This is a genomic window from Streptomyces phaeolivaceus (assembly GCF_009184865.1).
GTDB classification, from domain to species: domain Bacteria; phylum Actinomycetota; class Actinomycetes; order Streptomycetales; family Streptomycetaceae; genus Streptomyces; species Streptomyces phaeolivaceus.
The window spans coordinates 4,388,455-4,402,019 of sequence record NZ_CP045096.1; the positions used below are offsets into that span (position 1 = coordinate 4,388,455).

General features: G+C 72.3%; 13 protein-coding genes. 7 read left to right on the plus strand and 6 right to left on the minus strand.

Going from position 1 to position 13,565, the window contains the following annotated elements:
• Positions 1-14 precede the first annotated feature (14 nt).
• The 3 genes from F9278_RS20520 to F9278_RS48190 all read right to left on the minus strand — a co-directional run bounded on the left by F9278_RS20520 (position 15) and on the right by F9278_RS48190 (position 2,229).
• A complete protein-coding gene (locus F9278_RS20520; RefSeq protein WP_152169665.1) occupies positions 15-929 on the minus strand; it encodes an aminoglycoside phosphotransferase family protein in 915 nt (304 codons plus the stop codon).
• A 101-nt stretch (positions 930-1,030) separates the two neighbouring features.
• Complete coding sequence (locus tag F9278_RS20525; RefSeq protein WP_152173979.1) at positions 1,031-1,933, minus strand: LLM class F420-dependent oxidoreductase; 903 nt, start codon at positions 1,931-1,933, stop codon at positions 1,031-1,033.
• 170 nt (positions 1,934-2,103) lie between these two features.
• Positions 2,104-2,229, minus strand: coding sequence for a hypothetical protein (locus tag F9278_RS48190; protein WP_264300172.1), 126 nt, complete (start codon positions 2,227-2,229; stop codon positions 2,104-2,106).
• Positions 2,230-2,323: 94 nt separating this feature from the next.
• Here F9278_RS48190 and F9278_RS20530 point away from each other — a divergent pair, with 94 nt between their 5' ends.
• A complete protein-coding gene (locus F9278_RS20530; RefSeq protein ID WP_152169666.1) occupies positions 2,324-3,094 on the plus strand; it encodes a sulfite exporter TauE/SafE family protein in 771 nt (256 codons plus the stop codon).
• 151 nt (positions 3,095-3,245) lie between these two features.
• On the opposite strand, the gene F9278_RS20535 is transcribed toward F9278_RS20530, so the two are convergent.
• The gene (locus F9278_RS20535) at positions 3,246-4,550 is read right to left on the minus strand and encodes an amidohydrolase family protein (protein WP_193241558.1); all 1,305 of its coding nucleotides are present in this window, start codon (positions 4,548-4,550) and stop codon (positions 3,246-3,248) included.
• A gap of 339 nt (positions 4,551-4,889) precedes the next feature.
• Between F9278_RS20535 and F9278_RS20540 the strand changes: the two genes are divergently transcribed.
• From F9278_RS20540 to F9278_RS20550, 3 genes are all read left to right on the plus strand, one after another.
• Positions 4,890-7,898 (plus strand): AfsR/SARP family transcriptional regulator, encoded by a 3,009-nt coding sequence (locus tag F9278_RS20540; RefSeq protein WP_152169667.1) that lies wholly within the window; start codon positions 4,890-4,892, stop codon positions 7,896-7,898.
• Positions 7,899-8,105: 207 nt separating this feature from the next.
• Positions 8,106-8,348, plus strand: a complete 243-nt coding sequence (locus F9278_RS20545; RefSeq protein WP_152169668.1) for a hypothetical protein — start codon at positions 8,106-8,108, stop codon at positions 8,346-8,348.
• A 112-nt stretch (positions 8,349-8,460) separates the two neighbouring features.
• Positions 8,461-8,820 carry a hypothetical protein gene (locus F9278_RS20550; RefSeq protein WP_152169669.1) on the plus strand — a complete coding sequence of 120 codons (360 nt, stop codon included), beginning with the start codon at positions 8,461-8,463 and terminating at the stop codon, positions 8,818-8,820.
• A 158-nt stretch (positions 8,821-8,978) separates the two neighbouring features.
• Here the strand turns inward: F9278_RS20550 and F9278_RS20555 are convergent, their stop codons facing one another.
• Positions 8,979-10,634 (minus strand): fatty acid--CoA ligase family protein, encoded by a 1,656-nt coding sequence (locus F9278_RS20555; protein ID WP_152169670.1) that lies wholly within the window; start codon positions 10,632-10,634, stop codon positions 8,979-8,981.
• 175 nt (positions 10,635-10,809) lie between these two features.
• Between F9278_RS20555 and F9278_RS20560 the strand changes: the two genes are divergently transcribed.
• The 3 genes from F9278_RS20560 to F9278_RS20570 are packed head-to-tail and all read left to right on the plus strand — an operon-like array spanning position 10,810 to position 13,182.
• Positions 10,810-11,958: a lipid-transfer protein gene (locus F9278_RS20560; RefSeq protein WP_152173981.1), complete on the plus strand. Its 1,149-nt coding sequence runs from the start codon at positions 10,810-10,812 to the stop codon at positions 11,956-11,958.
• Between the two features lie 31 nt (positions 11,959-11,989).
• Positions 11,990-12,406, plus strand: coding sequence for a Zn-ribbon domain-containing OB-fold protein (locus F9278_RS20565; RefSeq protein WP_152169671.1), 417 nt, complete (start codon positions 11,990-11,992; stop codon positions 12,404-12,406).
• Entirely contained in the window at positions 12,403-13,182 is a 780-nt protein-coding gene (locus tag F9278_RS20570; RefSeq protein WP_152169672.1) for an enoyl-CoA hydratase/isomerase family protein, read from the plus strand. The genes F9278_RS20565 and F9278_RS20570 overlap by 4 nt, the downstream gene beginning before the upstream one ends.
• Positions 13,183-13,282: 100 nt before the next feature.
• Here the strand turns inward: F9278_RS20570 and F9278_RS20575 are convergent, their stop codons facing one another.
• On the minus strand, positions 13,283-13,540 hold the full coding sequence (locus F9278_RS20575; RefSeq protein WP_152169673.1) for a hypothetical protein: 258 nt from the start codon (positions 13,538-13,540) through the stop codon (positions 13,283-13,285).
• Between the last annotated feature and the right edge of the window lie 25 nt (positions 13,541-13,565).

The window sequence follows — 13,565 nt, forward strand, 5'->3', positions numbered from 1 at the left end:
CTGATGCGACCGTGCTAGCGGCGGGCGGCGGGCGGCTCGTCCGTCAGGATGCGGTTCAGGGTTCGGCGGCCCGTCCGGCTCATGACGGGGTTGCTGTCGACGTAGTACCAGACCAGTCCCATCGCCTGCTCGAAGGCCCACGCCTTGCCCCGCTCCCATTCGAGGTCGTCGCTGCCGAGGTGGTCGCGGAGCACCTTGCGCGGCCCGGCTTCGAGCAGATGCCACGCGCTCACCAGATCCAGCGAGGGGTCGGCCGGTCCGAAGCCGCCGACGTCGAGAAGCCCCGTGAGCCGGCCGCCGGACACGAGCACGTTGCCGGGGATCAGATCGCGATGGGCCATGGTGTCCTCGGCCGTGCCTCGCGGCAGTTCACGCAGGGTCGCCCAGAGGCGGCGCAGCCGGGAGACGTCCAGGAGGTGTTCGCTGTGTCCGAAGCAGGTCTCCATCCACGCGTCATGGGACCGCAGATCGCCTCCGCGACCGGTGCCGGTGAACGTGCGGCCACGGGCGTCGATCGCGCGCAGTTCGCCGATGAGATCGGCCAGGTCGCGGGCGAACGCGACCGATTCGCCCGGGTCCTCGTCGGCGGCCACGACACCGGGCAGCCACGTCTGCACCGACCACGGCAGCGGGTAGCCCGCCCCGGGTTCACCGAGCGCGACCGGCTCGGGCGTGGGGAAACGCGTGCGGCCCGCCAGCTCGCGAGCCGCTTCCGCCTCGGACTCCAGCCAGTGCCGCGTCGCCTCGACGCCCGCGGGCTCCAGGGGGAACCGGGCCGCGAACCGATCGCCGATACGGAAGACGGCGTTGACCGTCCCCTGCGCCGCGATGCCCCTGACCGACAGCCCCCGCCACTCGGGAAACTGCCGCTCCACCAGAACACGCACCGTCTCGGGCGACACCGTCAGCTGGTCGGCGTGCATCTCCATGGGGGAAGCATCAGCGTCACGATCTTCGACGACAACCCGTTTTCCGTCGCGCGGCGCCGGTCACCCACCCCACGACGCCGCTCACCCGACCCCCGCGCTCCTCACAGCAACGGGGCCACCCGCTCCCCGAACTCCCGCATCTGGTCTGTGAGTTCGTCCCGGCTACGGCTGCGGAAGCGCACTTGGATCTGGTGCACGCCCATCGCCTTGTACGCCCGCAGGGACTCCGCGACGGCGGACGGCGGGCCGGTGAGGGTGCGGCGGCCGACGTTCCAGGTCGGGGCGCCGAGGTAGAGGGGCTCGGCGATCGCGCCGATGGTGAGGGGGTCGGTGACGCCGGCCTCCTCGCGCAGATGACGGAGGCGGGCGATCTGGTCGGGCAGGCGGTCGCGGGGGTCGCCCTGCGGGAGCCAGCCGTCACCCCGTACGGCGGCCCGGCGTACGGCGGCGGGGGACGAGCCGCCGACCCATACCGGGATACGGTCCTGGGCCGGGCGGGGGCGCTGGCCCAGGCCCTCGAAGTCGTACAACTTGCCGTGGTGGGACGGGAATTCGTCCGGGCCCAGCGCGGCCCGCAGCGCGTCCACGCACTCGTCCAGGACGGGCCCCCGGCGCCCGAAGTCGACGCCGAGCGCCTCGAACTCCTCCCGTACGTGACCGGCGCCCACGCCGAGGATCAGCCGGCCGCCGGAGAGGTGGTCGAGGGTGGCGTACTGCTTGGCGGTGAGCAGCGGGTGGCGCAGGCCGACCACCGCGACATGGCTGAGCAGCCGGACCCGTTCGGTGACGGCGGCCAGGTAGGCGAGCGTGGCGACCGGGTCGTACCAGACCGTGCTCATCGCGGGGGCGAGACGGCGTGGGATGGCCACGTGGTCGCAGCCGGCGATGTACGCGAAGCCCGACCGGTCGGCGGCGCGCGCGATCTCCGCCAGATCCTCCGGCCCGGCCTCCGCCTCCCAGGGCTCGGCGTAGAGGGTGCTCTGCGACTGGACGGGGAGCTGCATCCCGTAGGCGAGCCCGCCGCGGTCGTCCGATTCGCTCTCCTGAGGTGTTCGCACGGCCGCTCCCCGGCTGTTGGGTCCTCGGTGTCCGTCAGTCACGCGCGCTGCGCCGGCCGGCGCCCGCGGTGCCCGTGAACGACTCGGCCGCCCCCATCGTCGTAGCTGACGAACCGTCAGACAAGGGGTGGGAGAAGGGTGTTGTGCGGTCCGGGCGGCGGCGGGTCCGGCGGAGCGAGGGTGCGGGCCTCGGCGCCCCAGGCCAGCAGGTGGTGACGGCGGGCCCAGAGGTCGTGGCGCACCGCGTCAGCCCATGGCAGGGCCTTGAGACACGATGCGTGGATCACACAGGGTGGGACCGTTGCGGTCTTCTCGCCCCGGCGCGATGCTCGGCGGATGTCGGAGACGTCGGAGATCCTCCTCGTGCTGCTGGCTGGTCTCGTCGCCGGCACGCTGAACGCCGTCGGCGGCGGGGGCACGTTCGTGGCGCTGCCCGCGCTGGTCGCGGCGGGGCTGCCGCCGGTGACGGCGAACGCGGCGTCCACCATCGCGCTGCTGCCCGGTTCGGTGGCCGGCGCGTGGGTCTCCCGGCATGAGATCACCCAGGTCGGGGCGGCGTCCACGCGGGCGCTGACGCTGACCAGTGTGCTGGGCGGCGGCCTCGGCGCGGTCCTTCTGCTGGTGCTGCCGTCGTCGTCGTTCGACGTCGCCGTGCCCTGGCTGCTGGCCTTCGCCACGGTCGTGCTCGCCTTCGGGCGTCCTGTGCTGCGGCTGCTCGGGGCGGGGCCGGAACGGCTGGGCGGGCTGGGGAGCGGGGCGCTGCTGACCGGTCAGTTCCTGCTCTCCGTCTACGGCGGATACTTCGGCGGGGCCGTGGGCATCCTGATGCTGGCCCTGTGGAGTCTCGGGCTCGGGCTGGACCCCGCCACGGCCAATCCCATGCGGATCGCCCAGGTCACCGCGGTCTACCTCAGCGCCGCCGGGCTGTTCCTCGTCGCCTCGGACGCGCTCGCCACGCCGTGGCTGCTCGTCTCCATGCTCACGGGCGCCGTCGCCGGCGGCGCCGCCGGAGCGCGCCTCGCCCTCCACCTCCCCGCCCGCGCGCTCCGGGCGGTCGTCCTGGGCACGGCGGCGACGATGACCCTGCTGTACTTCCTCCGCGCATAGCCTTCGCCCCCGCGGGCCTGGAAGGCGACCGGCGGCGGGTCGGAGAAGCATGGGGCGCGGCCCCTGCTTCTCAGGGGCGCGGGGAACTGCGCGACCAGCCCCCACCGGACCCGCACCCGGCCACGCACCCCAACCCCCCGCCCCCTACCCCCTACCCCGCCCAGAGTCCGTCCTCCGTCAACCCGAGCAACTCGATCGCGTTCCGTCGGACGATGCGGTCGACGACGTCCGCGTCCAGGTGCCCCATCTGCGCCTCACCGACCTGCCGCGACTCGGGCCAGGTGGAGTCGGAGTGCGGGTAGTCGGTCTCGTACAACACGTTGCCGACACCGATCGCGTCCAGATTGCGGAGCCCGAACGCGTCGTCGAAGAAGCACCCGTAGACATGTTCCGCGAACAGCTCCGACGGCGGCCGGTGGACCTTGTCCGCGACGCCGCCCCAGCCCCGGTTCTCCTCCCAGACGACGTCCGCGCGCTCCAGGATGTACGGGATCCAGCCGATCTGGCCCTCCGCGTACATGACCTTGAGGTGGGGGAAGCGCTCGAACTTGCCGCTCATCAGCCAGTCGACCATCGAGAAGCAGCAGTTGGCGAAGGTGATGGTCGACCCCACGGCGGGCGGCGCGTCGGCGGACGTGGACGGCATCCGGCTCGACGACCCGATGTGCATCGCCACCACCGTGCCGGTCTCGTCGCAGGCCGCGAAGAAGGGGTCCCACTCGTCGGTGTGGACGGACGGGAGACCCAGATGCGGGGGTATCTCGGAGAAGGCCACCGCCCGGACCCCCCGGGCCGCGTTGCGACGCACCTCCGCCGCCGCCAACTCGGCGTCCCAGAGCGGGATGAGGGTGAGGGGGATCAGCCGGCCCCGCGCCTCCGGCCCGCACCACTCCTCCACCATCCAGTCGTTGTAGGCCCGCACTCCGAGCAGCCCCAGCTCATGGTCGGCGGCCTCGGTGAACGTCTGCCCGCAGAAACGCGGGAAGGTAGGGAAACACAGCGCCGACTGCACGTGGTTGACGTCCATGTCCGCGAGGCGCCGCGGGACGTCGTACGAGCCGGGGCGCATCTGCTCGTAGGTGATGATCTCCAACTTGATCTCGTCCCGGCTGTAGCCCACCGCCGTGTCCAGGCGGGTCAGCGGGCGGTGCAGGTCCTCGTAGACCCACCAGTCGCCGATCGGGCCGTCGTCGCCGGGGGCGCCCATCACGGGCTTGAAGCGGCCACCGAGGAACGTCATCTCCTTCAGCGGCGCGCGGACCACGCGGGGCCCGATGTCCAGGTACTTCTTGGGGAGCCGGTCCTGCCAGACGTTCGGCGGCTCCACCGTGTGGTCGTCGACGGAGATGATCTTCGGGAAGGGCGGGTCGGCGGCGGGGGTGCCTGCGGCGGCGGGGGCGGGAGTGGGGTCGGGGGCGGTGGCGGAATCCGTGGCGCTCGTCTCCATGGTGTCCATGTCCGTCACGGTAGCGCCGATCTGACGGTCCGTCAGTAAGTCCGTCAGCAAGCCGGTCGCGGTCAGGACGCCCGTACGGCGACCGGAACTCACCCAGGCGCCGCACCCGGCCGTCGGGTCGCACCCGGCCGCCGTGTCGCACCCGGCCGCCGAACGAACCCCGCCGCGGGACACGCCGGGCACCGGATACGACATCGGGGCGCGCAGGTGTGCGGAGAGTCTGCGTGGACCTCGTGATATCCCGCACGCCTCCCAGTGATCGACCTCTCCCACGGCTGACGGATCTGCCATGAACAAGGCAAACTGGCCTGGGTATCAGAAGGCCTTAGGGGGCTGTCGATGGGCGGTGAACCGGGAGTGCCGGAGGTCGGTGGGCCGCGAGTGCCGGAGCAAAGGGTTGCCGTGGACGCTGAGATTCCGGAACCGGACCCCCAGGACTCGACGGAGCTGCGCTTCAGCGTGCTCGGCCCCGTACGGGCCTGGCGCGGGGCCGAGCCCCTGGCCACCGGTTCGCCCCAGCAACGCGCCCTGCTGGCCGCGCTGTTGCTACGCGAGGGCCGCACGGCCACCGCGAACGAGCTGATCGACGCGCTGTGGGGCGACGATCCGCCGTCGCAGGCGCTGGCCGCCGTACGGACGTACGCCTCGCGGCTGCGCAAGGTGCTCTCCCCGGGCGTGCTGGTCAGCGAGTCCGGCGGGTACGCGGTCCGCGCGCTGTCCGGCGGCGCGCTGGACCTGGCCGTGGCCCAGGAGTTGGCGACGGACGCGGAGAAGGCCAAGAACTCCGGGGACCTGTGCCATGCCCGCCATCTACTGAACAAGGCGTTGGGGCTGTGGGACGGGGAGGTCCTGGCGAGCCTTCCGGGGCCGTACGCGGAGACGCAGCGGGCCCGTCTCGACGAGTGGCGTCTCCAACTCGTCGAGACCAGGCTGGACATGGACCTGGAGCAGGGCTGCCACGCGGAGGCGGTCTCGGAGCTGACCGCCCTCACCGCCGCGCACCCTTTGCGGGAACGGCTGCGCGAACTGCTGATGCTGGCGCTGTACCGCAGCGGACGGCAGGCGGAGGCCCTCGCGGTGTACGCCGACACGCGCCGGCTGCTGGCCGACGAGCTGGGCGTGGACCCGCGTCCGGGGCTGCGGGAGTTGCAGCAGCGCATCCTGCGAGCGGACCCGGGCCTCGCGGAACCGTCCGCGCCGCTCGCCCCCGAACCCACCGCCGGCCCCGTACGCCCGGCCCAACTCCCGGCAACCGTGCCGGACTTCACCGGCAGGGCCGCGTTCGTGGGCGATCTGAGCCGGGCGCTGGCGGAGGCGTCCGGCGCCGAGGGTCAGGTGATGGCCGTGTCCGCGCTGGCGGGCATCGGCGGCGTCGGCAAGACGACCCTCGCGGTGCGTGTGGCCCATCGGGCGAGACCGGACTTCCCGGACGGGCAGCTGTACGTCGACCTCCAGGGCGCCGGTTCCCGGCCCGCCGAGCCGGAGACGGTCCTCGGCTCCTTCCTCCGCGCGCTCGGCACGGCCGACTCGGCGATCCCCGACTCCCTGGAGGAGCGGGCCGCGCTGTACCGGTCCGTCCTGGACGGCCGCCGGGTGCTGGTGCTGCTCGACAACGCGCGGGACGCCGCCCAGGTACGGCCCCTGCTGCCCGGTACGGCGGGCTGCGCGGCCCTCGTCACCGCCCGGGTGCGCATGGTGGACCTGGCCGGGGCGCATCTCGTCGACCTCGATGTGATGTCGCCCGACGAGGCGCTCCAGCTCTTCACGAAGATCGTCGGTGAGGAGCGGGTCGCGGCGGAGCGCAAGGCCGCGCTCGATGTCGTCGCGGCCTGTGGCTTCCTGCCGCTCGCCATCCGTATCGCGGCCTCCCGCCTGGCGGCCCGCCGAACCTGGACGGTCTCCGTCCTGGCCGCCAAGCTCGCCGACGAGCGCCGCCGCCTGGACGAACTCCAGGCCGGTGACCTGGCGGTCAAGGCCACCTTCGAACTGGGCTACGGCCAGTTGGAGCCGGCCCAGGCCCGCGCCTTCCGTCTCCTCGGGCTCGCGGACGGCCCCGACATCTCCCTGGCCGCCGCGGCGGCCGTCCTCGACCTGCCGCCCGAGGACACCGAGGACGTCCTCGAAATCCTCGTCGACACCTCCTTGCTGGAGTCCGCGGCCCCGGGCCGCTACCGCTTCCACGACCTGGTCCGCCTCTACGCGCGTGCATGCGCGGAACGCGACGAACAGCCGCGGACGGAAAGGGAGTCGGCGATGTCGCGGCTGCTGGACTTCTATCTGGCGACGGCGTCCCAGGTATACGCGATCGAGCGCCCCGGCGACCGGCTCGTGGACCATCTGGAGCCCACCGACTACCCGGGCCTGCGCTTCACCGAGGGCTCCGCCGCGCTCGACTGGCTCTACAACGAGGCGGCGTGCCTGCTGGCCCGCGTCCGCCAGTCCGCCGGCACGGACCGGCTCCGCCGCGCGGTCGATCTCCTGTGGGCCGCGAAGGACCTGACGGAGTCGGGCGCCAACTCCCACCAGTACGAGGCGACGGCACGAGCGATGTGCGACGCGACACGGGCGGCGGGGGACGCGCGGGCCGAGGGGCGGGCGCGGATGATGCTGACCAACGTTTTACTGGTGTCCGGGCGCATCCAGCAGGCCGAGGAACAGGCACGGCTCGCCATGGGCCTCGCGGCCTCGGCGCAGGACGACCGCGCCATCAGCTGGGTCTCCAACGACCGGGGGATCATCTCCCTGCACCAGGGCCGGTACGCGGACGGCAAGACGTTCCTGGAGCAGGCCATCGAGGGCTATCGCAAGGCGGGCAACCGCCCCGGTGTGGCACTCAGTCTGTGCAACCTCTCCCGCGCCCACCTGGGCATGGGCAGCATCACCAAGGCGGTCGAGATCGCCGAGCAGGGCCTCGCGGCCCAGTTGGAGATCGGCCGGACGATGCGTCTGGCCAACGGCCACTTCACCCTGGGGATCGCGCTGACCCGGGCGGGGCGGCACACCGAGGCACTCAGCCAGTTCTCCGACGCGCTGGGCATCTTCGGCGACCACCGGCAGCGGCTCTGGGAGGGCGTGACCAACTTCCGTATCGCCGAAGCCCATCTGGCCGCCCGGCGCCCCGCGCAGGCGGCCCAGTACTCCGAACAGGCCCTCGCCCTGGGGGTCATCGGCGGCGACCGGATGCGCGGGAATGTGCTGACCCTCCTGGGCCGTGCCCTCTTCGTCCTGGGCCAGGCCGACCGTGCCAGGGCCTGCTGGCGCGACGCGCTGGGCCTCTACGAGCAGACCGGCGGCGCGATCGAGGCGAACGAGGTCCGCACGCTCCTCGCGACCCCCCGGGCGGCGTGAGCGGTACGGGGCCGTCAAGGGCGTTCAGCATTCGTTTATCGCCGTCCTGCACTCTCGTACCTGTCACACCGTCGCGTCGGGGGGCAGGCGGTCTGACCAGGAGTTCCACCGATCAGGGTGCGACTCCGAACGGCCCGTCCGGCAGCCCTCGGGGGAGTTACCGGACGGGCCTTGCTGACTCGTCACCACAGCAGAGGAATTCAGGACATGAGCGACAAGAAGACGGCGGCGGACGCCACCACGCAGGACAACGCGATGCCCGCGCCGCCGGCCAAGGACAAGACGGTCACCACGCTCGACAACGCCATGCCCACCCCTCCGGCGGAGAAGTCGGGCATCACCACGCTCGACAACGCCATGCCGAGCGAGCCCACCAAGACCGAGGACGTCCGCACGCTGGACAACGCGATGCCCGCCCCGCCCGCCCTCGACCTCGACGGCGGCAAGTAGGCACACCGGACGTCCGTACCCACGGGGATCGGCCGCGGTGGCGCGGAGGGGGAGCCACCGCGGCCGAGGTGTGTCCGGGGACCGGAACGGTGTGATCGAGGAAGGGACCAGGATGGTCGCAACGGAGGCCGGGCCCGGCGTCCCCGTCGCCCCGAGGCCGGAGCGGACCCCACCGGCGCTGCGCGCCGCCCTGGAGCGGGTGGCCCCGCACCGCCTCCCCGAGATGGAACGCCAGAAGGACGAGGCGATCACCCTGGCCGCCCGCACGGACAGCCTCGGCCCGATCACCCGGTTCCTGGAGACCTGGGCCGTGGCCATCGAGATCGCCCGGATCCCGGCCACCGCCACCCGTCTGCGCGCCGCCGAGCACACCGCCCGCACCGTCGACCACGACGACCCCGCCTGGCGCGAGGCCATGGACGAGATCCACACCCTCCACACGACCGCCCGCGCATCACTCGCCCACGCCTGACCGGGGCCAAGGACCCTCGGGCCTGTCGTCACATTCCCGTCTGCCCCACGACGCCCGTCACGCTCCCCACTCTCGGCTTCGCTCGACCGGGAGGTACCCCCACGACGCCGCGAGGCCGCCCTCCGGGCGACGACGGGAAGGTGACGACAGGCCCTGGGTCACCTCCCCCGCAGCTCCCCCTTCACCACCTTCCCGCTCGCGTTCCGCGGCAGCTCGCCCACGAATTCCACCGCCCTCGGCACCTTGTAGTTGGCCATCTCGCGCCGCGACCAGGCGATGAGATCGTCGGAGGTGAGCAGGGAGTCCCGCCGCCGTACGACGTACGCCTTGCCTACCTCGCCGAGACGCGCGTCGGGTACGCCGATGACGGCCACGTCCGCGACATCCGGGTGCAGGCCGAGGAGTTGCTCGATCTCGGCCGGATACGCGTTGAACCCGCCGACGATGAACATGTCCTTGATCCGGTCGGTGATCCGGAGGTTGCCGTCCTCGTCGAGCACCCCCACATCCCCCGTGCGCAGCCAGCCGTCGGCGGTGAGCGCGCGGGCGGTCTCGGCGGGGTCCTCGAAGTAGCCGCGCAGGACGTTGAAGCCGCGGACGAGGACCTCCCCGGGGGTGCCGGGCGGCAGCGCGGACCCCAGCGGGCCGACGACCCGCACCTCCGTCCCCGGGATCGCCCGCCCGGACGTCGACGCGATCACCGACGGTTCGTCGCCGCGCCGGCACATCGTCACGATGCCGGACGCCTCGGACAGCCCGTACGCCGTCAGCACGGTCTCCACCCGCAGTTCCGCCCGCAGTTGTTCGACCAGCCGCAGCGGCACCACCGCCGCGCCCGTCACCACCAGCCGCAGGGCGCTGAGGTCGTAGTCGTCGCGGGCGGGGTGGTCCAGGAGGGACTGGTGGAGGGTCGGCGGGCCGGGGAGGACGGAGACCCGCTCGGCCGCCACGTTCGCCATCGCCGTCTCCACGTTGAACACCGGCTGCGGGATCATCGTCGCGCCCCGCATCAGACAGGCGATCACGCCCGCCTTGTAGCCGAAGGTGTGGAAGAACGGGTTCACGATGAGATAGCGGTCGCCCTGCCGGAGTCCGGCGAGGTCGCACCAGACCTCGTACGCCCGCAGCGTCTGCGCGTGGGTGATCACCGCGCCCTTGGGACGGCCGGTGGTGCCGGAAGTGAAGATGATGTCGGACGGCGACTCCCCGGTCAGCGCCTCCGAGCGCGCCCGTACCTCGCCCGCCCCCACGCCGTCGCCGCTCGCGAGGAAGTCCTTCCAGGTGCGGAAGTCGGCGGGGGCGTCGTCCGAGAGCACCACCACCTGTTCCAGATAGGGGAGTTGAGGCAGCGGGCCCGGCCGCTCGCACACGCTCCCGGCGCCCGGCGCCCGCAGCCGCCCGCCGTCCGCGCCGGCGGCCCGCCGCAGCGAGGCCACGTACGACGTCCCGAGGAACGTCCCGGTGATGAACAGCAGTCTCGCCCGGCTGCGCGCCAGCACGTCCGCCGCCTCGCCGCCCTTGAAACGGGTGTTGAGGGGGACGAGCACCGCGCCCGCCGAGACCGCGCCGAGCGCGGAGACGATCCAGTCGAGGGAGTTGGGCGCCCAGAGCGCGACCCGGTCGCCGACCCGGACCCCGTTCGCGACGCACGCCGCCGCCGCGCGTTCCACCCGCGCGCCCAACTCCGCGTACGACACCCGCGTACGCCCGTCGACGACGGCCTCGGCCCCGCCGAACCGCTCGGCCGCCGACCGGACCAGCCCCGGGACGGTCCCCCACACCAGATCTCCGCGCCCCTCCACGTCACCGCTCACCGCAGGCCTCCGTACCGAGCACCGATAGCTGACTACCTGACTTCCTGACTACCCGTCAGATTAGCTGTACCCTGACGGACTGTCAGCAGACGTAATGCCCCTGCGCGGAGGTGTGTGCTCCGCGGCCCCTGTGCGGAGGTGTGCCCTCATGGCTCCCATGGCTCCCATGGCTCCCATGACCGTGCTCAAGGACGCGACGGCGATCGTCGGCATCGGCCAGACCCCCTTCGCCAGACAACTCCCGGAGACCGAACGGATGTTGGCGTGCCGGGCGATCCTCGCCGCACTCGACGACGCCGGGCTCGCCCCGGACGAGGTGGACGCGCTCGCCTCCTACACGATGGAGGAGACGGACGAGGTCGAGGTGGCGAAGGCCCTCGGTCTCGGCGACCTCACCTTCTTCAGCAAGGTCGGCTACGGCGGCGGCGGGTCGTGCGCCACGGTCGCGCATCTCGCCGCCGCGATCGCCACCGGACAGGCCACGGTCGGCGTCGCCTGGCGGTCCCGGAAGCGCGGCTCGGGCCCCCGCCCGTGGAAGAACACGACCGTCCAACTCCCCACGCCCGCCCAGTGGACACGCCCGTACGGCCTGCTGCGCCCCGCCGACGAGATAGCCATGCTGGCCCGCCGCCATATGCACGAGTACGGCACCACCCGCGACCACCTCTTCAACGTGGCCCTGGCCTGCCGCAACCGGGCGAACCAGAACCCGGCGGCGATGATGTACGAGCGCCCGCTGACCCGCGAGATGTACATGAACTCCCGCTGGATCAGCGAACCTCTCTGCCTCTTCGACAACTGCCTGGAAACGGACGGGGCGTTGGCGTGCGTCCTGGTCTCCGCCGAACGCGCCCGCGACTGCCGCCGCACCCCGGTGTACGTCCACTCGGCCGCCCAGGGCCTGCCCGCCCAGCACCACGGCATGGTCAACTACTGGAACGACGACCCGCTGACCGGCCCCGCCTGGACCGCCGCCCGTCACCTCTGGAAGCACGCGGACCTCACCCCGGACGACATCGACGTGGCCCAGATCTACGACGCGTTCACCGCCCTCATCCCGCTCTCCCTGGAGGGCTACGGCTTCTGCGCGCGCGGCGAGGGCGGCGCCTACACCGAGGGCGGCGCCCTGGAGATCGGCGGCCGGCTCCCCCTCAACACCTCCGGCGGCGGCCTCAGCGAGGCGTACGTCCACGGCTTCAACCTGATCACCGAGGGCGTCCGGCAACTGCGCGGCACGAGCACCGCCCAGGTGCCGGACGCGGCGACCTGCCTGGTGACGGCGGGCGAAGGCGTGCCGACCTCCGCGCTGCTGCTCCGCAACTGAACGAGCCGACGAGAACGGGGAGTTGACTGACATGCTGACGCCACTCGTGGACGACGACGGCGCCCCCTTCTGGAAATACGCCGCCGAGGGCGAACTCCGCGTCCAGGCCTGCGCGGACTGCGGCGAACTCCGCTTCCCGCCCCGCCCCTGCTGCCCCCACTGCCGTTCCTTCGCGACGGAGTGGCGCCGGGTGAGCGGCCGGGGCCGCGTCTGGTCGTACGTCCTCCCGCACCCGCCCCTTCTCCCCGACTACGCCGAGCAGGCCCCGTACAACGTCGTCCTCGTCGAACTCACCGACGCGCCGCACATCCGCCTGGTCGGCAACCTGGTGACCGCCCCGGGCGCCCGGCTGGACTCGGTGCCGGTGGAGCGGATCCGGATCGGGGCGAGAGTGCGGGTGGTGTTCACGTCCACCGGCCTCCCCCAATGGGTGCTGGAGCGCCCATGACCCTGCTCACGACAACGGACAAGGCCACAGCCGTAGCCCTCGTCACACTGAACCGCCCGACCCGCCTCAACGCGATCGACCTCCCGACGGCGGAGCAACTCAGCACAATGTGGCGGGAGTTGAGGTACGACGACACCGTACGGGCGATCGTCGTGACCGGCGCCGGGGACCGCGCGTTCTGCACCGGCCTCGACCGGGACGCGGCGACGGCCGTCCCCCAGCCGAACTCCCCGTACACGATCGAGGACCCCCTCCTCCGCATCGGCCCGAAGTCGAACGACCTCTGGAAACCACTGATCGCAGCCGTGAACGGCATGGCCTGCGGCGGCGCCTTCTACCTCCTCGGCGAGTCGGACTTCCTCGTCGCCGACCCCGCCGCCACCTTCTTCGACCCCCACACCACCTACGGCATGGTCAGCGCCTTCGAGTCCGTCCTCATGGCCCAGCGCATGCCGTACGGGGAGGCCACGCGGATGGCCCTGATGGGCACCGCCGAGCGGATGTCGGCGCGCCGGGCGTACGAGGTGGGCCTCGTGTCGGAGGTGACGGAACCCGGCGAGTCCGTCACCGCCGCGCTCCGCTGCGCCGAGGTGATCGCCGGGTACCCCCCGGAGGCCGTCCAGGGCACGGTCCGCGCCTGCTGGTCGGCCCGCGAGGCGGCCAGAGCACACGCCCTCGCGTACGCCCCGCATCTGGTCTCGTTGGGCAACCGGACAGGGCAGGAGCAGAGCCAGTTGTTCACGGCGCGGCGGCGGGGCGGATTCCTGACGCGATGAGAACGGACATCCCTGTGCCCGCCGTGGACCGCGCGGCCCCGCGCTCCCCCGCTCGGGACACCCGCACGACGGACACCGTCAACGACGGGACCGGCAATGGCTACTTCACCTCGCACTGCACCCAGGCCCAGAGGGACGTGTAGCCCGCGCGCTCGGTGAAGCCGGAGTTGACGACCGTCCCGCCCGAATTCGTGCATGCTGATATCGCGTCGCCGAAAGTGGGCATGATGATGGTGGTCGTGGCCGCCTGCGCCGGCGCGGCGAAGCCGATCAACGCGGCGACGGTCACCGCGCTCGCGGCCACCACTCGCGGCAGACGCTTCGACGACTGCTGACGCTTCGCTGTCCTGACGGTCATTTCGTCCCCCTGTATTCGCGTGCGG